At 44.6% G+C, this 21663-nt stretch carries 22 protein-coding genes; 10 read left to right on the forward strand and 12 right to left on the reverse strand.

All coding sequences use genetic code 11. The features are described 5' to 3' along the window. Positions 1 to 122: 122 nt before the first annotated feature. Complete coding sequence (gene ppiC / locus NP165_RS14245) at positions 123 to 401, reverse strand: peptidylprolyl isomerase PpiC (protein WP_257086393.1); 279 nt, start codon at positions 399 to 401, stop codon at positions 123 to 125. A gap of 203 nt (positions 402 to 604) precedes the next feature. Between ppiC and NP165_RS14250 the strand changes: the two genes are divergently transcribed. From NP165_RS14250 to NP165_RS14260, 3 genes are all read left to right on the forward strand, one after another. After that, complete coding sequence (locus tag NP165_RS14250) at positions 605 to 1540, forward strand: chemotaxis protein (RefSeq protein WP_257086394.1); 936 nt, start codon at positions 605 to 607, stop codon at positions 1538 to 1540. 165 nt (positions 1541 to 1705) lie between these two features. After that, positions 1706 to 2722: a GGDEF domain-containing protein gene (locus NP165_RS14255; protein WP_257086395.1), complete on the forward strand. Its 1017-nt coding sequence runs from the start codon at positions 1706 to 1708 to the stop codon at positions 2720 to 2722. A gap of 23 nt (positions 2723 to 2745) precedes the next feature. Continuing rightward, positions 2746 to 3006 carry a putative hemolysin gene (locus NP165_RS14260; protein WP_257086396.1) on the forward strand — a complete coding sequence of 87 codons (261 nt, stop codon included), beginning with the start codon at positions 2746 to 2748 and terminating at the stop codon, positions 3004 to 3006. Positions 3007 to 3015: 9 nt separating this feature from the next. On the opposite strand, the gene NP165_RS14265 is transcribed toward NP165_RS14260, so the two are convergent. Continuing rightward, a complete protein-coding gene (locus tag NP165_RS14265; RefSeq protein WP_257086397.1) occupies positions 3016 to 3861 on the reverse strand; it encodes a YdcF family protein in 846 nt (281 codons plus the stop codon). 134 nt (positions 3862 to 3995) lie between these two features. Between NP165_RS14265 and NP165_RS14270 the strand changes: the two genes are divergently transcribed. Next, entirely contained in the window at positions 3996 to 5366 is a 1371-nt protein-coding gene (locus NP165_RS14270; RefSeq protein ID WP_257086398.1) for an L-serine ammonia-lyase, read from the forward strand. Here NP165_RS14270 and NP165_RS14275 read toward each other — a convergent pair. From NP165_RS14275 to NP165_RS14320, 9 genes are all read right to left on the reverse strand, one after another. Continuing rightward, entirely contained in the window at positions 5338 to 5751 is a 414-nt protein-coding gene (locus tag NP165_RS14275; protein WP_257086399.1) for a LysR substrate-binding domain-containing protein, read from the reverse strand. The two genes, NP165_RS14270 and NP165_RS14275, sit on opposite strands and share 29 nt — an antisense overlap. Before the next feature lie 40 nt (positions 5752 to 5791). Next, a protein-coding gene (locus NP165_RS20100; RefSeq protein ID WP_371133672.1) for an IS630 family transposase occupies positions 5792 to 6827 on the reverse strand; the annotation gives its coding sequence in 2 pieces (ribosomal slippage) (positions 5792 to 6367 and positions 6369 to 6827; 1035 coding nt in all). 122 nt (positions 6828 to 6949) lie between these two features. Beyond that, positions 6950 to 8350 carry an FAD-dependent oxidoreductase gene (locus NP165_RS14290; protein ID WP_257086400.1) on the reverse strand — a complete coding sequence of 467 codons (1401 nt, stop codon included), beginning with the start codon at positions 8348 to 8350 and terminating at the stop codon, positions 6950 to 6952. Positions 8351 to 8575: 225 nt separating this feature from the next. After that, complete coding sequence (locus NP165_RS14295) at positions 8576 to 8932, reverse strand: DUF3316 domain-containing protein (protein ID WP_257086401.1); 357 nt, start codon at positions 8930 to 8932, stop codon at positions 8576 to 8578. 340 nt (positions 8933 to 9272) lie between these two features. Continuing rightward, positions 9273 to 10175 (reverse strand): EamA family transporter, encoded by a 903-nt coding sequence (locus NP165_RS14300; protein WP_257086402.1) that lies wholly within the window; start codon positions 10173 to 10175, stop codon positions 9273 to 9275. A gap of 58 nt (positions 10176 to 10233) precedes the next feature. Continuing rightward, positions 10234 to 10938, reverse strand: coding sequence for a phosphonate utilization transcriptional regulator PhnR (phnR, locus tag NP165_RS14305; protein WP_257086403.1), 705 nt, complete (start codon positions 10936 to 10938; stop codon positions 10234 to 10236). A gap of 9 nt (positions 10939 to 10947) precedes the next feature. Continuing rightward, positions 10948 to 12660: a putative 2-aminoethylphosphonate ABC transporter permease subunit gene (locus tag NP165_RS14310; RefSeq protein ID WP_257086830.1), complete on the reverse strand. Its 1713-nt coding sequence runs from the start codon at positions 12658 to 12660 to the stop codon at positions 10948 to 10950. Positions 12661 to 12685: 25 nt separating this feature from the next. Next, a complete protein-coding gene (locus NP165_RS14315; RefSeq protein ID WP_257086404.1) occupies positions 12686 to 13801 on the reverse strand; it encodes a putative 2-aminoethylphosphonate ABC transporter ATP-binding protein in 1116 nt (371 codons plus the stop codon). A gap of 166 nt (positions 13802 to 13967) precedes the next feature. Beyond that, the gene (locus tag NP165_RS14320) at positions 13968 to 14978 is read right to left on the reverse strand and encodes a putative 2-aminoethylphosphonate ABC transporter substrate-binding protein (protein ID WP_257086405.1); all 1011 of its coding nucleotides are present in this window, start codon (positions 14976 to 14978) and stop codon (positions 13968 to 13970) included. Positions 14979 to 15271: 293 nt separating this feature from the next. Between NP165_RS14320 and phnW the strand changes: the two genes are divergently transcribed. Next, entirely contained in the window at positions 15272 to 16387 is a 1116-nt protein-coding gene (phnW, locus tag NP165_RS14325; RefSeq protein WP_257086406.1) for a 2-aminoethylphosphonate--pyruvate transaminase, read from the forward strand. 58 nt (positions 16388 to 16445) lie between these two features. Next, positions 16446 to 17267: a phosphonoacetaldehyde hydrolase gene (gene phnX, locus NP165_RS14330; RefSeq protein ID WP_257086407.1), complete on the forward strand. Its 822-nt coding sequence runs from the start codon at positions 16446 to 16448 to the stop codon at positions 17265 to 17267. Positions 17268 to 17369: 102 nt separating this feature from the next. Here the strand turns inward: phnX and yjjG are convergent, their stop codons facing one another. Continuing rightward, on the reverse strand, positions 17370 to 18044 hold the full coding sequence (yjjG, locus tag NP165_RS14335; RefSeq protein ID WP_257086408.1) for a pyrimidine 5'-nucleotidase: 675 nt from the start codon (positions 18042 to 18044) through the stop codon (positions 17370 to 17372). Between the two features lie 95 nt (positions 18045 to 18139). Between yjjG and NP165_RS14340 the strand changes: the two genes are divergently transcribed. The 4 genes from NP165_RS14340 (at position 18140) to yiaY (ending at position 21522) form a co-directional block, all read left to right on the forward strand. Then, on the forward strand, positions 18140 to 19069 hold the full coding sequence (locus NP165_RS14340) for a LysR family transcriptional regulator (RefSeq protein WP_257086410.1): 930 nt from the start codon (positions 18140 to 18142) through the stop codon (positions 19067 to 19069). A 121-nt stretch (positions 19070 to 19190) separates the two neighbouring features. Beyond that, complete coding sequence (locus tag NP165_RS14345; protein WP_257086411.1) at positions 19191 to 19325, forward strand: hypothetical protein; 135 nt, start codon at positions 19191 to 19193, stop codon at positions 19323 to 19325. 101 nt (positions 19326 to 19426) lie between these two features. After that, entirely contained in the window at positions 19427 to 20077 is a 651-nt protein-coding gene (gene elbB / locus NP165_RS14350) for an isoprenoid biosynthesis glyoxalase ElbB (RefSeq protein ID WP_257086412.1), read from the forward strand. Between the two features lie 296 nt (positions 20078 to 20373). Next, positions 20374 to 21522, forward strand: a complete 1149-nt coding sequence (yiaY, locus tag NP165_RS14355; RefSeq protein ID WP_257086413.1) for an L-threonine dehydrogenase — start codon at positions 20374 to 20376, stop codon at positions 21520 to 21522. Positions 21523 to 21663: the final 141 nt, after the last annotated feature.

Genomic DNA, 21663 nt, shown 5'->3' on the forward strand with positions numbered 1-21663 from the left:
CGCACGGCGTGTATCAAATCGTGCCTACCATGATGTTGGCTTATGTATGAATCAGTAAGGACAGAGGATGTTTAGGGAGAAGATAAGTCCGCAGGTAATGTCTATGCGGACTTAATTGACTATCATGTTCTATAAAGAACTTTCACTACATGCCAGCCGAACTTGGTTTTGACTAGGTGAGGAACCAGTGTTTCACCTGAAAAGCAGACTTTATCGAACTGAGGGACCATTTGGCCGCGTTTGAACTCGCCCAGTTCACCACCACGTTTGCCAGATGGGCAGGTCGAGTACTTTTTCGCTAACGTTTGAAACTTTGCGCCTTTCTTCAGTTGCTTGATGATATCTTCTGCTTGTTCTTTGTGCTTCACCAAAATATGAAGTGCAGCTGCGGTATTTGCCATTGTCTTGCCTGTGAGTACTACTTAATTGCGCGCGATTGTATCTAATTATCGCGCACTCTTCACCTTCGTATTGAGTATGTGTTGAAACAAACATCGATCCATTGCTCAGTCATTGACGAATTTGAGTTCGCTTGATTGCACAAGCTGTTATTTTCGTTCATATTGAAGGTCAATCTCTCCTTTATGAGTATACGAGAACTTCCATGGCTAAGATCGAAAGCAAAGCAAATCAGTCGCAAGGTATGTTGATGTTTACATTGACAAACAATAAGCAGCTATTTGCTATCGGCACGCTAAAAGTACGTGAGATTGTTCCATTCCAGCCAACAACGCAAATCCCCTACTCCCATCATCACGTGGTTGGAACCGTCACTATTCGTGACAAAACAATCCCCGTGATTAATATGCCGGCAGCCATTGGGTTTAGGCCAATTCAGCCAGAGGAATACGACTCTTGCTATCTTATCGTGACAGATTGCTTACGCACGGTCGTCGCATTCATGGTGCGTTCCATCGAGAAGATTATCGAGTGTGACTGGAAGACGATAGAATCAGCGCCAACGTCCGCAGGGAAAAACATCTTCGTTACAGGCATCACGCGCTATAACGATCAAATCATCCAAATGCTCGATGTCGAATTACTGCTGTCTAAGATTTATCCACAGTATGAATCTACAAACATCCCCATGCTGACAGATGTAGAGCGCGAGAGATTAAAAGCGCTGAATATTTTACTGGTTGATGACTCATCCATCGCCAGAAAACAGTTATCAGACGCTTTAGATAGCATCAACATTCCCTACCAGATTTGTAATAATGGCCTTGAGGCCTTGACATTAATGCGTAATGAATCCGCTCAAAATAGAGCGATTAACTTACTGGTTAGCGATATCGAAATGCCAGGACTAGACGGATATGAGCTCGCGTTCGAAACCCAAAATGACAGCGATTTAGACAATGCTTACATCATTCTGCATACATCGTTATCCAGTGAGATCTGTGTCCAACGAGCACAGCAAGTGGGCGCACACGAAGCACTGGAGAAGTTCAATGCTGGGGATTTAATTAAGGCGATGTTACGTGGAGCTGATGAACTTGCAAAAGGCGATGTCACTAAGCGCATATCTGTAGATGTCTAGCATTCACCAATTTATAAACTTTGTAGCACATTTATTCAGTACAATTGCCTTTAAATATAAAAATATCATTGATTGCACACATTTTATTGATGTTTAACCAAGCACTCTTATGCTAAATCCGTTACTCTTAAACCAACTGGCAGTTTATTAAGAATTATCTCAACAATGACCGACGATACTTTCAAGAGATCCACTGAAAATCTAAAAAAAGCCGTCCCGCTGATGATGAAAAATCACGTGGCAGCAACACCTGCAAACTATGCCCTGTGGTACACGTATGTCGATCGCTCCATTCCCCAGTTGAATATTGCGCTTGATGATGTCTTAAAAAACTACGGTATATGCCCACCCGCGACCAACACGAAGCTATACAACAGTTACGTAGCACGCAAAGAAGAAACGGATGTTAATAACTTGCGAGCAAATATTGAAGTATTGGTTGGCGAAGTGGCATCGTCCATGACGGACACTCTGGCTGATACTTCTGTGTTTTCTGCGGCGATAGATAAAAGCTTTAATAATCTCGCAAAAGTTCAAGATGAAAGTATGTCATTGGCCGAAGTGATGGACGTGGTAAACCAGTTCGTTGAAGATTCAAAAGACATCAGACTGTCAACCAAATTCCTAAACCGTCAATTGGAAAACGCCAGTAAAGAGATTCAGCGCCTTAAATCAGAGCTCGCTGACGTTCAAAAAAATGTGTTATTTGACAGTTTAACCGACCTTTATAACCGCCGTTCCTTTGATCGCGATTTAAAAGTTTTGTGTGATTCTGGCCAAGAAATGTGTTTAATTCTGGTCGATATTGATCATTTCAAAAACCATAACGATTCCTATGGACATTTGTTTGGTGATACGGTGATCAAAACCATCGCTAAACGGCTTTTGGCAAGCGTCCGTGATGGCATTTGTGCATATCGTTTTGGCGGTGAAGAGTTCGCGCTTATCGTACCAAACAAATCACTGCGAATTACTCGACAATACGCAGATGGATTACGTCGCGCGATTGAAAAATTGTCTATTAAAGATAAAAGGACTGGCAAGCAGGTCGCCAATATCAGTGCTTCATTTGGGGTGGCAGAGCTTACAAGTGGCGAAAGCCCAGAATCCATTATCGAACGAACAGATGCACTACTTTACGAAGCTAAACACTTAGGTCGAAATCGAGTAATGCCAGAATAACGACATCCCAGAGGGAGAATATTATGAAAATCGCACCTTGTTTCTTCACACTCGCAGGCACAATGCTATTAGCTGGCTGTGCTACAACATTAGAAGACTACAAAGAAAAAGAGTACACCTCAGTCACCAGCCCAGCTTCCATCTACTGTGTACAACAAAATGGGGAATTGAACACTGTTACTGAACAAGGCCATCGTGTGACCTATTGCGTTCGACCTAATAGCAAACCTGTTGAGCAATGGGAGTTCTATCGTTCAAACCATACCCAATCAGATACAAAGTGATAGTTTGAGTCAGGAGCTTTCTCTCTCAGGGTCTAGAAGACGGTTGAGTTCGGTTAGCTCCTTGTTAAAGCGCTCTAAGTCACTGAGCAGCTCTTCATTGGAAAGCGCTGTTTTCGCCGTTATTCTTTCTACCACATTTATTCGTTCCAGATAGTTTGGCTCAGTAACCAAGACTTTCAGTTTCGAAATCGCTGATGTCGCGATTTGATAGGGTTGTTGACGCCTTTCCCCATCAATATCTTCAAATGCATTTCTCCTCAAACCCTCTAGGTACACTCGGTAAACCGTTAGTTCATCCAACGCTAAAAACGTTTCACCTGCTCGGTTTGAATGCGGGTACGGAACACTACAATGATCGTTTAGATTTTCAGAGATACTCAAGGTGATCCCTGAGTTCTGACACTGCTCGATAAACGAACTCAATAAACCTTGCTCTTCCAGCAAACTCTGGATTTGTAATATTCTTTCCAAGTGATAGTCATTACTCACTATGTGAACATTAAATGCTTTCAATTGCTGTCTATCTGCGATTTCAATGATTTTTTGTGCTGCATTTTTTACATTTTCGACGGTTGTTTGAGATTGATCCTCAAGAATGATCATAGCGGACTGAGGGCCTCTCTCTCCTTGTAGCTGCTGGTAGTAGTTCAGCATTTCACGTGCTTCTGAACGAGTTTGCCCTTCTGTCACCCCTCCACAAAACACAATCGCTGTCCGGGCAGGTTCAAACCGTTCTAAATACTTGGGTAACGCTTCAACTCTTGAGCGCCCTTCTGCTGTCAAATGATTGCTTTGTAATCTTTTACCTAGAATGAGGATCACATCGCTAATGTTCTCTGCCTGGCAGCTTCTCACTTACAAACTCCTAACTGCGTTAATACTGTACAAAATCAAATTTTGTCGTTAGCTTGGTTATAAATATGTTGACTATCATTAACAATAAGCCTGAATAACAAGGCATATCAACAACGATGTACAGGAAGAAGTTTATGCTGTCGATTTTTGATATTTTCAAAGTGGGTGTTGGCCCTTCAAGCTCACACACTAATGGTCCTATGATTGCTGGATATCTCTTCGCACAATCTCTTGCTTCATCGGCAGACAAAGTTGAGCGTGTACAAGTGGATCTCTTTGGTTCGCTGTCTCTCACGGGGAAAGGCCACCACACAGACAGGGCCGTCATTCTTGGGCTACTTGGCAATAAGCCTGACACCATCAAGATGGGCAGTGCGAAAGAAGCACTACAAAAGGTGCTTGATGACCAACAACTCGCTTTTGCATCTAAGCACACCATTCACTTTAATTACGACACGGATTTGCTCTTCCATAGCGAAAATTTACCACTACACGAAAATGGTATGCAAATTAGTGCTTATGATAGGAATGGGCAGCAAATTTTTATCGAGACCTATTACTCTATTGGCGGAGGTTTTATTGCGACGGCAGATGAACTGGAACATGGCAGCAAAGCTCAAGTCGTTGAAGTCCCTTTCCCTTTCGCTAATGCCGAGGAGATGCTGGCAAAAGCAGAGAAAAATGGCTTCAGCCTTGGCGGTATGATACTCCAAAACGAGTTAAGCTTTTTTGATCAAGAAGAGATCGACAGAAAAGCAGAGCAAATCTGGAAAGTGATGACTCTGTGTATGCAACGCGGGTTTGAGACCGAAGGTATCTTAGAAGGCGGGCTCAATGTGACAAGACGCGCACCGAACCTACTCAAGAAACTCGAAGCCAATGCGGCCATTGAAAACGATCCGATGGAGATTATGGATTGGATTAACTTGTTTGCTTTCTCGGTTAGTGAAGAAAACGCAGCAGGCGGTCAAGTCGTTACATCCCCTACCAATGGTGCCGCTGGGGTTATTCCGGCCGTGCTCATGTACTACCATCGTTTTATCAAAGAACTGGATTTAAAACAGATTAAAGACTTCTTAGCGGTTTCGGGCGCAATTGGTATCCTCTACAAAACGAATGCATCTATTTCTGGTGCGGAAGTCGGTTGCCAAGGCGAGATTGGCGTCTCTTCTTCTATGGCCGCAGCGGGTTTAACCGCCCTAAGAGGAGGCAGCAATGAACAAATCTGCATTGCCGCTGAAATCGCAATGGAACATTCATTAGGGATGACTTGCGACCCAATTGGTGGATTGGTTCAAGTACCTTGTATTGAGCGAAATGCGATGGGTGCAATGAAAGCGATCAACGCGTCTCGCATGGCCTTAAAACGCACGAGCAAATGCCTAATTTCATTGGATAAAGTGATCGAGACCATGTATCAAACAGGTAAAGATATGAACCGAAAATATCGCGAAACATCACTGGGTGGATTAGCCGTTATTCATATGGCTCCACCGTGTGAATAACATTTTCTTCAGTCGCTAGTTGCTTCTTAAGCCACTTGATGAACTGATGCGCGCTGGCTTTTTGTGGCGTATTACAAATAACGTAGTGCCCGCCTAAACAGGGCACTTTCTCCTGCCATACTTGTAGAAGGCGCCCTTGCTTTAGCTCTGCTTGAACCAAAATATCTTTAACCAGTAGCACTCCCAGACCTTGCATGGCAGATTGTATGGCAAGCGACGAATGATCAAATTGTAAGCTAGGCTTATTGAACTTTGCTGTGTAACCATTCTTCTCAAACCAATAAGCCCACCCTTCCGTATAACCCGTTGTCGCAATTTTTTCCGCGTTAGCTATTTCGTCAATCGATAAAGAGCGTTTTTGTAAATAGTCGGGAGATGCCACCACGATCCAATGCTCTTTTCCTAAATAATACCAATCTGGAAAATTAACTGGTCAGGTCTGCCCATTCTCTCGAACACATCTTGGTGACTCTGTTGGAGCATGCCAAAAAACGATTCCAAGCCCTACACACTTTGGAGACAATGTCTTCGTAATCCGCAAAAGACTGATTGGCGAGATAGTGTTGTCTCATCCAGCTCCATACTTGTTCTATAGGGTTTAGCTCTGGAGAATAGGGGGGAAGTTTGATGACACTGATGTTCTGAAAGCCATTAGCGATATCTTCTGTATGCCATCCTGCGCCATCCATAATGATGACGGCATGACGTCCTTTTTCAGTGACCGCCGATATTTGCTTTAAATGCTCAATCATGAGGTCTTTATTGACCCATGGGACAACGATAGCCTCACCAATACCTTTTTGAGGACAGACAGAACCAAATAGATACGCATATTCGAACTGTTGTTGCTTCACTGCTCTGGGACGTGTGCCTCTTTCAGCCCATAACCGTGTTGTTGTATTTTGTTGCCCAAATCGAGCTTCATCCTGAAACCAGATATCGACATGCTTTAAAGCGACATGACCTGGGATCTTAAGGATCGTTTCGTCTTGGAGTTTTTTTAAAATCTTCCTGTATCGCTTGGGATTGTTGTGGGTGTTTTGAACGGGAAGTGACCCATGAGAAACCCATATGCTCGAGTAGGTAATAGATAGAATCAGGATGATAATGCTGGCCAAATTCTTTCACAATATAGGCATGGATATCGGCGCCGGTCAGTCGCCCACCTTGAGTATCATGAGCTTTATCTTTGATGTATTGGCTCAATTGCTCCCTTTGTTCAGAAGTTAATAATGGTGGTCTTCCCGTTCTTGGCTTTTCCTTCAGCCCTTCTAATCCTTCTTCAAGAAAGATTTGAACCCATCGATTAACACTGGTTCGGCTCACCTTAAGAAACTTGGCGATTTGGGTACGAGAGTGTCCATCTTTGAAATGAGCAAGTGCGAGCAATCTCATTTTCATCTGGATGGATTTCTGCTGGCTTGCGAGCTTTTTAAAATCAATATTCTTGAGGCTATCCATAGCGAATACATTCTATTGTTGAATGGCCTTAAATTAGATCATATTTTTTCTTAGATTGGTATAAAAGGGCACGACTAAACGATTTAGCATGCCCACTCAATATGACAGCGATATGATCGGTATTATATTTTATCGGCTTTACCTGCCGCTCCCGCTAGCTTAGCTAACCATTTATCCCAGGCCTTAGGTTTCCTTTCTTCATCTTCTGCCGTTTCTTTGCGTCTAACCGCATTACGAACCATCATAGCCCCTAACCACCTAATTGGCTCAGGAGGAAAAGACCCAAGTGGCCCTTTCGCTAAACCACAGCGTGACCATTCGTTGTCTAATTCTAAAGTCAATGACGAGAGAATTTTTCCGCCCATTCGGGTTTGTGCGACACCGTTGCCAGAGTATCCAAAACCATAAACAATATTGCTTTGCCCACTCAGACACCCAAAGAAAGGTAATCCAGTCGCCGACCTATCGGATGCCCCAGTCCAGTTGTAAGCGAACTCCTTCACGTTAAGAGCAGGAAAAAGCTTCACGAAGGACTCTTCAAGCAATCTTAAATAGCGAGTTGGTCGATTGAACATGGGGTCGACTCTGTTTGCGAAAGAGAAATGATTGCCTCCCTTACCCAACATTAGTCGTCCGTCTTTTGTATCTCGGTAATAATGAACAAAGATCCTTGAGTCAACGACCGTTGCCCCCTTTTCTGGTCCATGTTCAGCAAGCAGCTGAGGGATTGGTTTCGTCACCACCATATCAGAGGACACCACCACAATACTGCGCTTGAATTGTTTGAAGTGCTCTACCATCCATGCATTGAGGGCAAGCACAACTTTCTGGGCGACGATCTTGCCTTGTGGTGTGTGTACCGTTGCAGGCACACCAAAATCCAGCTTCGTCATTGGCGTATGTTCGTAAATTTCCACACCCAAATCTATGGCTACTTTTCTTAATCCTCTGACAAGCAATGCAGGTTGTACACTTGCTGAAGCAGGCGAAAAGTGTCCTTCAATGTGCTTGTGAGACCCTGCTAGGTCTGCGATAGCAGCACTATCACACTTTAACCAACTGTTGATGTTGAGCTTTTCCAGCTCCTTAACAACGGGATCCAGAGTGCCTTTTTGCGCCGAATTGGTTGCTGTGTAATATGTGCCTTGGCGAAACAGCTCAGCGTCAATATGATGCTCCTGACAAAAGGTTTCAATTTCATAGATCGCTTTTTCTGACTCTTCCACCAGCCAACTTGCATGCGTCTCTCCAAACAATCGCTTAAGCGTTGGATATTTGGTTGACCAAGTTAGCATGCATCCTCCGTTTGCACCGGACGCTCCGCTACCGCACAACCCTTTTTCTATCACTGTTACTTTTTTATTTGGCGATTGCTGCTTGATCAAAATCGCCGTCCACAACCCCGTATACCCCCCGCCAACAATGGCGATGTCCGTTTCGATATCATTGTCTAATGGGGTGGGTGCTATAGGTTGTTCTCTCTCTAGGGCTTGCTTAAACCAATAGGATGGGTGTGAACTCATGGACGTAACCTCTGTCGTTTCTATGAGTCCACTTTAGCTAAACTCACCAATTCACCACAGCGAATATGTCTAACGGTTTGCGTAAGAAATACTAACCACGGATAACACAGAGCAAAAACCAGCGCTGGCTGCCGCGAGCTAAAAATTAACTCCCACTTCAAATGTAATAAGCCCCAGAAATCTGGGGCTTTGTTTTATGCTAGCAAAAAAACGTACTCATAGTGACTAATCACGATCTCTATAACGATATGTATACTTGATATTCATAACAGGTTGATAAGCAACTTCACCATTGCTATTCATCACCTCTTTTACTGTAATCTGAGAATCAAGTAATTCGAATGAGCGTTTATCTACAAGATCATTACTGCTAAATGAGATGTTGCGACTAAGCTCGTAAGAGGACTGGTTATTCACATCCATAAGCATTTGTCGACCAGCAGCATAGGCAGCTTCTTTACTAGCGACAGGTTGGCCCATCATACTACTAGCTGTTACTCTTGTTTCATATGGACCCGAAAGCCCAGCAAATGAAACAGTACTAACTAGGGCCAAACTAGCTAAGCTTAATACCTTAATCATAACTGACTCCTTGGTTACCAGAAGTCGAGTTTAATCCGACTCGACTCAATAAATGTTACGTAACAAATGACCGTTATAATTTCGAATAAATTGCTCTTGTTATTCAATTTTTTAGAACGTAAAAACTTCATCTGATCATAAAAAATTTTTACATATTTTGGTGTGTATTATGCAGTCGGCAATAATCAACCGTATTTCATTCGGTTGTTGCTTTGATTCTTGAATTAAGAAAGATAACCGTTCGTATTTAATAGAGTGATTTGTTATAAACACATCACAAAATATCATAATAAAAATGGACTTTTCGCTTCCCCTAACCTAGCCGTCGGGGGTTTACTGGCTAGTTTACAATCAAAATCAGTCCCAAAAGTATCAATCCGGAGCCTAAAACTCGCGTCGGCATTAGCTTCTCAGACAAGAAAAACACCCCAAATACCATCCCTATGACAATGCTCACCTGACGCAATGCAACCACATAACTGACATTCTCAGTCATTGTCATGGCATAAAGCACTAGCCCGTAAGTGGTAGACATCATAATACCGGCCAACGCAGCAGGCTTACGAATCTGCCAAGCTTGGACAAAATCACGCATGTTATTTGTCGCAAGTAAGTACACGACAAAACCGATCGAGATAGACCAGAACTGAAGCCCAAGGTAAAAAACCGCAGAACTGGTATCCCCAACGATATCCATGAAGTCGCGGTGTAATAGAGAAAGCGCTTCCTTATCAACGATCGAGTAGCCAGCGGTTCCCAGCGCTGCAAAAAGCGCCCATACCACCCCTAGGTTCGCGTAATTTTTTACATTGAATTGCTTAAATGATTCGAGCGGTATAAACAAACATCCAACCGTTATCAAGAAAAAGCTAAACCACGCTTGCCCCGTAATTGAATAGCCTAATAATGCGGTGCCTACCCCTACCATAAGCACAGGTAACGCCCTGGCTATGGGGTAAATCACCCCTATGTCTGCTTGCTTGTATGCAAAGCCAAGCCCAAGCAAGTAGATCATTTGCGCGACGCCACTTATTGCGAGTAGTACCCAAAAACGGAATGACAATTCATCCAACCCAACGATGGTCAGATACCAAATAATAAATGGAGAGAGCAGCAAAGCCGCAGCCGTCGCGCTAGAGAGGAAGAATGCCGCACCAGATGCTTGATTGCTTTTACTAAGAAGATTCCACCCAGCATGAAGAAATGCGGATACAACAACGAGAATGATCGCCCAAAGCGACATAGGATTTCCTTATAAAAAAGGCTTCCAACTGGAAGCCTTTGTCCATAAATTTTTGAGCTTACCGCTGAAGTTCTGCAGTTGATTCAATGCTGATGGCATCATGGCGCCAATACTCTATATCGCAATCAATCAGTTCACCATGCTGGTTATAGTTAACCCGTTCTACCACCATAGCTGGTGTGCCAGAGGTTGCACGCAGTGCCTGTGCGGTGTCTCCTAACAAAGTGCTGGTTGAAATTCGGTAGCGTGTCTTCTGATAACACACACTAAAGTGATCGCGGTAAATGTCCGTCAACGAGTTAGACAAATCAAAATCAAGCAGATTTGGAAACAGTTCCGGGCGAATGTAGTTAGTCACATACACCACTGGGCGATCTTCTAAATAGCGAACTCGGTCCACTCGAAAGACATCTGAGAACGGTTGCAACTCAAGTAACTGCGCGGCTTGCTTGTTTGCCAATGTCCCTTTTGCTGAAATGACCTCCGTTTTAGGCACTCGATTTTGTGACAGCGCCATATTCGGGAAGTTAATCGTCTGCGTTGGGTCGTACTTCAGCGGTTCAGGAGAGATAAACCAACCTCTCCTATCTTCACGGTAAATTCGACCTTCCGCTTCTAGCAGAGAGAGCGCTTCACGCAAGGTCACACGCGTGGTATCGAATGACTCAGCTAACTTCCTTTCGGCTGGAAGTTTCTGCCTTGGAGATAACATCCCAGCCTCAATTTGCTCAACAATAGAATCTTTTATTTTAACGTACTGCACTTATAATCCTTACCTATTACGCCACGCTTGCGTTCTATTTTCTAACCACTTACCCAACGTCATATGAATGAGCTTCGCTATCGCAGCCGAGAGCATAATCATCACTGCCATCGCTGCCGCAGACCCGGTTTGTCCGGCATCATCCATATTTAACACCGAGACAGAGGCCGGTATGGTGTCGGTCGAATAGATAAATACTACCGCAGAAGTGGTGGTTAATGCATTAATAAACAAGTAGCTACCGATATCCAAAACGGCTGGCATACAGACAGGTAGAGTCACTTTAAAAAACAGCTTGTATTGCGGAAGTTTAACCGACGCCGCAGTTGCCTCAATTTCAGCCGGAATTTGCTTCAAAGCCGTCAGCGCTGTCATATGTCCTACCGTGTAGTAGTGAACAATCGTATTCGCCACTAAAAATGCCATGGTGCCATAAAGTACGTTGAGCGGGTTATTCGCGTCATTAAAGTAAAAGATATAACCCAAGCCTAGAACCATACCTGGAACTGCCATCGGCATCACGCTAAGCATCTGCATTACCTGACGTATCGGTGAGAACGCCCTTCCTTTTTCAATGCAGTACGCACCAATAAAAATGATCGCCGTACCAATGATTGCCGTCCAAGTCGCCAGCGAAAGCGAGTTAAAATAAGGACTCCAGCCGTAGGTGCTCATTTCCGCGAAGTTATAGTTGTTCAACGTCAGCGCGGTATTCCAAGGCCAGAACGTGACCAGAGAACCGTATACAGCCATGCCCAATACGGCAACAACCGCACACGAGATCAAAACACAATACGCCAAGCACAGTCCATCACGCAGTTTGTTTGGCTCCGGTTTGTAAGGAACAGAGCGAGTATCAAATAGGCTTTTCTGTTTTTTCTGCACCCAACGATCCGCTGTGAATGCAAACAAAGCAGGGATTAACAGCACAATACTTGTCACCGCACCCATCGAAAAGTTTTGCTGGCCAACCACTTGTTTGAAAATATCGGTCGCTAACACGTTATAACTGCCACCGATCACTTTTGGCACACCAAAGTCACACACAACCAACGTAAATACGACAATCAACGTGCTGATAAGTCCGTATTTAGCCGCTGGCAAAGTAACGACAAAAAAGGTCTTTAACGGCGATGTTTTAAGTGCTCGTGCCGCTTCATACAATCGCGCATCTGATGTTCTGAGTGAGGTCGTCATGATCATAAGTGCATGAGGAAACGTCCAGAATATCAAACCCAGTGAGATACCAATCAATCCGTAAACTGAATGACCACCTAAAAGCTCTTTTGCAATACCTTGATTACCAAATAAGAAAATCAGGCTTATAGCAGGCAGCAACGAAGGCGCAAGAATTGGCGCAGTACCCAACACATGAAACAGCCCTTTACACGGCATACATGAACGAGTGAGCGCGTAGGCATAACCAAACGATAGTACACCGACCACCGCAGTAACGAGCAAGCCGACCGTGAATGTATTTCCTAAAGAGTGCCACAATGCGGCTTGAGAGAAGTAATCAGCAAAGTTTGCAAAACCCACAAACTCGCCATCACGACCTTGCACACTTTTTACCATCATCGCCCATAACGGCATGACAATAAATAGGATCATCAGTATCGACAAAATGGTTAACAGCCCAAACAACGTCAGATTGTCGCGGCTTAAACGTCTTATAAAACCTAACGTGAACGGTTTCGGCACCTTAATTGTTGGATTGGTCATAGTGTAAGATTCCATTACTGCTCCCCTACGCCGCTCTGTCTTGCTGATGAGCAGCAGAACTTATCGATGGATACGCACGCACTCCCTGATTAGCGAACTCAATATAGCGAATCTCACCCACTTTTAGCTGTAGCTGCTCGGCCTTTTCACCAGTGATATCGATGTAGATAGCATCGGCACTTTGGTCATCTTGCAACGTACACTCGACCCGATAAAAAGCGCCAAGAAATTCAGATGATGTGATTCGAACAGGTAATGCACCTTTTGAGTGCTCTACAATGCGAACGCTTTCAGGGCGCACAGCAAGAGCGAAATGATCACCGCGAGACAGCTCAACGTTTTCAATAGTAGGTAGCGGTATTAAAGACTCAGCGATACGTAAGCTTGTGTCCGTCGTCAATGACGCTTCAATAAAGTTCATCTTCCCGACAAAGCCCGCCACAAAGCGAGTCGCTGGCTGCTGATAGATCTCTTGCGGCGTACCGACTTGCTCAATCACACCATGATTCATAACCACAATGCGATCCGCCATGGTTAACGCCTCATCTTGGTCATGCGTAACCATAATCGTTGTGATCCCCAATTTGCGTTGGAGCTTACATATTTCATCGCGCAGATGAACACGAACCTTGGCATCAAGCGCCGATAAAGGCTCGTCAAGAAGAAGCAAACCCGGAGATAGAGCCAACGCACGCGCCAAGGCTACACGTTGCTGCTGCCCGCCAGAAAGTTGGTTAGGGAATTTGTGCGTTGAAGTGGGAAGACCGATCATCTCAAGCCAGTATTCGACTTTCTCTAACGCTTCTTTGGTCGACATGCCTTGATTTTTTAAACCAATCGCAATGTTCTCTTGCACAGTCAGGTTCGGAAATAACGCGTAGGACTGGAAGACAATGCCAAAGTCACGCTTTTCAGGTGGTAGAAACGTCGTATCTTCGCCGTCTTGGTGGATACTGCCGGAAGTGGGTAAATCTAGTCCCGCTATCGCTCTCAGTAATGTTGTTTTCCCGCAGCCAGAAGGGCCAAGAAAGCAAACAAACTCCCCTTTTTCGATTGCTAAGGATATTTGCTTTAACGCGGTGAATTGGCCAAATTGCTTCACCACATTTTCAATTCGTAGATAAGGTTGGTTAGTTGACATAACACACTCTCCAAATGGTATATACCAATTTTAGTTTTAATGTGTTACAGCCGAATGACAAATTTATAGAGAAAAGATGACATCCAGATGACGAATAATAATTCAACAAACGTAAAAAAGGAGAGCCAGCCCTCCTTCATTTAATACTTTCAAAACAAAATGTTACTTACGATTTCGGTTCAGACTTCGCGTCAAATTTTTCAGACCATTTCGCCAAAACTTCCGCACGTTTGCTGCCCATTTGCGCAAAGTCCATCTTCGCCATATTGTCTTGTACATTCGGGAAGTGGGATGTTGTCGCTTTCACATCTTTGTGAGCAACCACTGGGTACATTTCTACGTACAGTTCGTTCGCTGCTTTAGAGATTGACCAATCGACAACGCGTTTAGCTGCATCAGACTCTTTCACCAAACCAACCGCTTCAGATTCCCAGCCAATACCCTTTGGTGTGATGACATCTAACGGCGCACCCTGCGTTTTCAGTTTAGCGCCGCGGCTAGCCATAGAAATACCAATTGCGACTTCGCCCATACCAGCTTGAACACATGGTTTAGAACCAGAATGAGTGTAATGCGCGATGTTTTGGTCTAGATCTTTCATGTAGTTCCATGCTTTATCTTCGCCCATATTTTGCAGCCAAGCAGACACCTGCATGTAACCAGTACCAGATGATGCAGGGTTAGGCATTGCAATGTGGCCTTTGTAAACTGGCTTAGTTAGGTCTTCCCAGCTTGTTGGTTTTGGAAGATTAAGCTGCTTTGCAACAATTTCGTTAAAGCATACCGCGTTAAAAAATGCGTCGTTGCCGTACCAAGCTTGGTTTGTTTGAGGATCGTTGAGGCTGTTATTAAGCTCGTTAACCCCTTTTGGTGTGTAAGGCTTAAGAATGCCTTCTTCTTTAAGTAGCGCCATAGATGAGCCTGCCAAGCCCCAAACTACTTCAGCGTGTGGGTTATTTTTCTCTGCTAACAGCTTAGCCGTCATGATGCCTGTAGAATCGCGTACCCATTTAATCGATACGTCTGGATTTTCTTTCTCAAACGCTGATTTGTATTTTGCCAGAATGTCAGTTTCAAAAGCGGTGTAGACCGTCACTTCCTGTGCTGCCAATGCATTTGTTGCAAGCAGTGACACAAGTGCAGCTAGCGATCCTTTCATCAAACGGTTCTTCATCATCTTCTCCAATTTAGACTATTTCGTTAGAGACCTGTTGCTTAGGAAAATGCCTAAACAATTGGTCTGTACCAGTTAATTGCTATACACCCTAAAAGCGCTTTATGACGATTGTGTGAATAAAAATTGTCAATTTTGCTAAATGAAATTAAAAAAGACAGACACACAAAATCACACGACAAGTGATGTTAAAGTTTTATGAATTTCGTAATTACGCTATTTACTCGTGTTTTAGCGTCCTGATAAAGTAGATTTCATATTCTGGTATACACCAAAAATAAGTAATGGACACTGGCATGAAAAACGAATATCTACTGCTGACACCTGGACCTTTATCGACATCTGAATCTGTACGCGAAGCGATGCTGAAAGACTGGTGTACTTGGGATGATGACTACAACAAAGAGATCGTCGAAGTCATTCGCACAAAACTGGTCAACTTAGCCACGCAGCAACAAGGCTACACTAGCGTACTCATGCAAGGCAGCGGCACCGCATCGGTTGAAGCAACCATCGGCAGCGCCATTGATAAAAACGGAAAGTTATTGGTCATCGATAACGGTGCATACGGCGCCCGTATTGCTCAAATAGCAGACTATCTGAACATCCCGTGCCATGTCGTTTCTCCCGGCGAAACATCACGGCCAAACTTGAACAAGGTTGAAACGGCATTGGCATCGGACCCGACTATCAGCCACGTCGCCATTGTTCACTGCGAGACAACAACGGGCATGTTAAACCCGATTAAAGACGTTGCTGAATTAGCAAAACGCCACAATAAAACCGTGATTCTAGATGCGATGTCGAGCTTTGGCGGTATCCCTATGGACATCGGTGAGCTAGATATCGACTTTATGATCAGCTCTGCGAACAAATGCATTCAAGGTGTTCCGGGCTTTGGCTTTGTTATTGCCAAACAAAGTGAACTGGAGAAATGTAAAGGTCGTGCACGCTCGCTGAGCTTAGACCTCTATGACCAATGGCATTGCATGGAAGCCAATCACGGTAAATGGCGTTTTACGTCACCAACACATACGGTACGCGCGTTCTACCAAGCGCTGCTCGAGCTTGAGCAAGAAGGCGGCATTGAAGCGAGACACCAACGCTACCAAACCAACCAAAAGACATTGGTTAAAGGTATGCGCTCATTGGGTTTCGAGACGCTACTCAGTGACGATCTGCACTCACCGATCATCACCTCTTTTTATTCACCAACCGATGAAACCTATCAATTCAAAACGTTTTATCACTCACTGAAAGAAAAAGGCTTTGTTATTTATCCGGGTAAAGTCTCCAACGCGGATTGTTTCCGAATCGGCAACATCGGTGAAGTTTACCCAGAAGATATTGAGCGATTAATCGTTGCGATTGGTCAGTCAATGTACTGGAAACAAGCAGAATTGGTGGCGTGAGCACGGCTGCTCATTTAAACCAACTCATCACGCAACAACTACTTATAAGGAAAACGACATGACTGTATCAACTTCACCTGTACAAGCGGTTATTTTTGATTGGGCAGGCACCATTGTTGATTTTGGCTCTTTTGCACCAACCAGTATTTTTGTTGAAGCGTTTAAACAAGGCTTTGACTTTGAGATTTCACTCGATGAAGCACGTGAGCCTATGGGAGTGGGCAAATGGGATCATATCCAGGCTGTCGGCCGTATACCGCAAGTTGATAAACGCTGGCAAGAGCAGTTTGGCCGTTCAATGAACAGTGATGATGTCGACCGCATTTACGCGACTTTTATGCCGCTTCAAAAAGCGAAAGTTGCTGACCATGCCGAGCCGATTTTGAATGCCATTGAAGTCGTGAATCAACTTAAGCAGCGTGGCATTAAAATTGGTTCGTGTTCTGGCTACCCACGCGAAGTCATGGACGTATTGATCCCAGCTGCGGCAGATTACGGCTACCAGCCAGATTATGTGGTTGCCACTGACGACTTACCACAAGGTGGCCGCCCTGCACCATTCATGGCGCTCAAAAACGTCATCGAGCTAGGCGTGACCAACGTTGGCGCGTGCATCAAAGTGGATGACTCTGCGCCGGGCATCGATGAAGGGCATAACGCGGGCATGTGGACAGTGGGATTACTGCTTTCTGGAAATGAAGCCGGATTAACTTTTGAAGAATATCAAGCGGCTAGTGAAGAGACTCTTGCTAAAGCTCGCGAAAAAGCACGAGCAAAATTCATCAAGAGCTCGCCGCATTACCTTATTGATACTATCGCAGACCTCCCGGCTGTGATTGCTGAAATCGAAAGCCGAATTGAAGCTGGCGAACGTCCATAGGATTTAAGCAATAAAAGCAGTTCGGGCGCTCTTAAACAGAGCGCCCGCTTTATTATCGTTTCTTAAAGAGTTGGTTAATACTAATCGATTGATATAAGTGCATTAAGCAACAAGAATCTCTCTCAGTTGATGCAATGAATTCACCGTATACTTTGGCGAAATCCCTTGTACCTGCTCTTCGCTATGGCTGTTTAGCCAACACGTTTCGATGCCAAAGTTAATACCACCGAGAATATCCGAGTGCGGGTTATCGCCCACCATCAATATTTTGCTTTTACACGGATTCCCCATCACTTCTAGGGCATGACTGAAGATACCCGCATCCGGTTTTGCTACGCCGACTTCCTCAGAAATGATCACATGGTCAAAGAACTCTGTCATACCTGTTCTTTCTAAACGAATCGCTTGTAGCTCAGTAAATCCATTCGTAATGATGCCCATTTTCGCTTTGCCGTGGAGGGCTTCCATGAGCTCTTTAGCACCCGGCAGCAGTGTACAAATATCAGCCATCGCTTCCAAAAAGGCGCTATTGAGTTCTTGCGTTGTGGTTTCTAATTTCTCAGCCCACTCCTGAAAGCGCGTGTGTTTAAGTTCGTGGGCGGTAATCTTACCGTCTTGGTAGTCCACCCATAAAGGCTTGTTCACCTTTTGGTAATGCTCAAAGTCCTGTTGAGTAAAATCGACACCTTTGCGAGAGAACATCAGCTGCATCCCCTTGAATGAATCAAAGTGGAACAGGGTTTCGTCAGCGTCAAACAAGATCCAATCGTACTTCATTTTTCTCTCCTCAAATTTGCAGCGCTAGTGTAGATTGTTTTCCATTAGATGATAATCTAAGAATATAGAAAATAATTGTAAACTAAAACTCAACTATGCAAGCTTTCTCATCCATTCCTGTTTTTGTTGCCGTCGTCGAATGCGGTGGCTTCTCTCCTGCGGCAAACAAACTTAACATCACTAAGTCAGCGGTGAGTAAGCGCATCAACCAGCTGGAAGACGAACTGGGTATTCGCCTGCTCAACCGCACCACCAGAAAACTGAGCCTAACCGAAGCGGGTAAACGCTATTATGAGTATGTTTCTCAATCTTTAAACCTAGCTCAGCAAGGGATCGACGCAGTCACCGAGCTACAAGGAAAGCCACGCGGGAAGCTCAAATTAACCGCTCCCATGTCTTTCGGTGTGCTGCATGTTGCGCCTTTAGTGGCGGAGTTCCTGACCCGTTACCCTGATGTCGAGATAGATCTCCAACTGGAAGATCGCATGGTGGATTTGGTTCAGGATGGCTATGACTTAGGTATCCGCATTGGCAACCTACCCCTCTCAAACCTTGTCGCCAAACGACTCACTCCGTGCCGAAGCGTACTTTGTGCATCGCCTGATTATCTAAAGCAACACGGTTCTCCAACCAAACCGTCCGACCTGTCGAGTCATAACTGCCTGCAATACTCCTACTACCGTGGTGGTTCGGAGTGGACCTTTGAGTCAATGGGGCATGAGTTTAAAGTCGTGCCAAAAGGTCGCTTAACGGTTAACAATAGTGAGGCGATCCGCAGAGCAGTGATTGAAGGTGTGGGTATTGGCCAACTGCCTACTTTCATCGTCGCAAAAGACATTGCTGCTGGCTCGCTCGTTCCCGTGATGCAAGACTACCAACTTCCCATACACGCCGTTTACGCAGTCTTTCCAGAACGAAAACATATGCCTGTAAAAGTAAGATCTTTCATTGATTTCATCAGTGAGCGATTAGGCGCAGATAGGCCTTACTGGGATGACTTGATTAAAGGCACGCTCAATGTGTGATCTCATGCCCACAGTACAGAACAATCCATTTTTCTTTGCAAACTCATGATTTAACGCAAATAAATGTAACTTCCTCCTGTTTACATTACCTGAGGAGAACAACCCAATTAAGGAGCCTGCAATGAAACATTTTCTCCCTTCTAGCGTCATGCTTACTCCTTTTGTTGTTAAATACTATGCTTCTCCAGAAGAAGACGAGGATCTTGAACAACTCGACGAAGAGTGCGTAGAGCAACAACCCGAAGAAGAAGATTGAGATCCACTTCCAATCGTTATTGGAAAAGATCATCTACCCTAAGTAGCACTAGTAACAAAGCGTTAGTAACAACGCGTTAGTAACAAAAGGAAACGTTAACGATGAAAAAAGTAGCCGTCATACTTAGTGGCTCAGGTGTATTCGATGGATCTGAAATCCATGAGGCTGTACTAGCATTGCATGCAATAGAAAAAGAAGGTGCGAGCTGGCACTGTTTCGCGCCTGATATCGATCAGCTTCACGTGATTAATCATAAAACCGGCGAAGAAATGGATGAAAAGCGCAACGTGCTCGTCGAAGCTGCACGTATTGCGCGTGGAAATATTGAAGACGTCGAAAAGTTACATGCGGATGACTTTGATGCTCTGCTTCTGCCGGGAGGATTTGGCGCAGCCAAAAATCTGACAGACTTTGCAGTAAAAGGCGCAGAATGCAGTATTAACACGCATGTCGCTAGGGCTTGTCGCGATTTTGCTAATGCCAAGAAGCCAGCTGGCTACTTATGTATTTCGCCAGTAATTATACCGATGATCTACGAAAATGGTGTGAAAGGTACGATAGGTAACGACGCGGCCACATCTGCTGCGTTTGACGCTATGGGCGGTGTTCATACCGACTGTTCAGTGAACAGCATTGTCTACGATGAAGAGCACAAGGTGCTTTCTACTCCCGCTTATATGCTCGCTGGCTCAATTTCTGAAGCCGCTAGTGGTATCGAGAAGTTGGTGTCAAAACTCATCTCCCTCACCTAATATTGAATTTTTATTCAACCCTACCCAATCCAATTCATTTATGGATTGGGTGCTTTAGCATTCACCAAGCCTTGCTTTATTGACAACCAAAAAACAGATAACCAATTAATATTTAACACTTATATCAACAAAAATATACAACAAGACTCATATCACAATTCCGACTTAAACTAATACTTTTGGGCTATACGCCAATCTAATTTCGCCTATACTCAATGTCAACTTACGCAATTTTATTCATAACAAACCAATGGATTGATTTGCGTTTTGTAACCCAATAACAATGGAGCAAGCCAATGACTAGTGCGTTTTTCATTCCTACAGTTAACCTAATGGGTGCTGGTTGTCTTACAGACGCAGCAGATAACATCCAATCTCAAGGTTTTAAAAAAGGCCTTATCGTCACTGACAAAATCTTGAACCAAATCGGTGTTGTTAAAAAAGTTCAAGACCTTCTTACAGAACGTGGGGTTGGTACTGTAGTCTTTGATGGCACTCAGCCTAACCCAACTATCTCTAACGTGAATGACGGGCTTGAACTGTTAAAATCCAATGACTGTGATTTCGTTGTTTCTCTGGGCGGCGGTTCTCCGCACGACTGTGCAAAAGGTATCGCTCTTGTTGCATCAAACGGTGGGAAAATTGGCGACTACGAAGGCGTAGACCAGTCAGCTAAGCCTATGCTGCCATTGATTGCTATCAACACAACAGCAGGTACGGCATCTGAAATGACACGTTTCTGCATCATTACCGATGAAGAGCGCCACATTAAGATGGCTATCGTTGATAAGCACACAACGCCACTTGTTTCGGTAAATGATCCTGAGCTAATGCTAGCAAAACCAGCTTCGCTGACTGCAGCAACAGGGATGGACGCACTTACACACGCTGTTGAAGCTTACGTATCAACAGCAGCGACACCAATCACTGATGCTGTCGCGATTAAAGCGATCGAGCTGATCCATGCGCATCTACGCACGGCTGTAAGCAACGGCGACGATCTTGAAGCACGTGAGCAAATGGCTTACGCACAGTTTATGGCGGGTATGGCGTTTAACAATGCGTCACTGGGTTACGTTCACGCAATGGCGCACCAGCTAGGTGGGTTCTACGACTTACCTCATGGTGTTTGTAACGCGATTCTTCTTCCGCACGTACAACGTTACAACGCGCAAGTGGTACCTGCTCGTCTACGCGACGTAGCGAAAGCACTGGGTGTAAATGTTGAAGGTATGACACCAGAACAAGGTGCGGACGCGGCGATCGACGCAATCGTGTCACTAGCGAAAGATGTTGGCATCCCAGCAGGCATCCAAGAGCTTGGTGCAAAATCAGAAGATATCCCTACCCTTGCTGATAATGCGCTAAAAGACGCTTGTGGTTTTACCAACCCTAAACAAGCCACTCACGAAGAGATCTCTGCTATCTTCGAAGCAGCAATGTAAAGTTTCTCACCTTTCATCCTTTTCCTATTCAAGCCTCTTCGGAGGCTTTTTTCATGCCTTAGCTTCTAAAATACCGTCTACAATCATATTACTAAACAAAATCAGTCGCGGGTTATCGGTTGTTCAGGGGCCTTGCTTTAA

Origin of the sequence: Vibrio japonicus (assembly GCF_024582835.1) — a bacterium.
GTDB classification, from domain to species: Bacteria; Pseudomonadota; Gammaproteobacteria; order Enterobacterales; family Vibrionaceae; genus Vibrio; species Vibrio japonicus.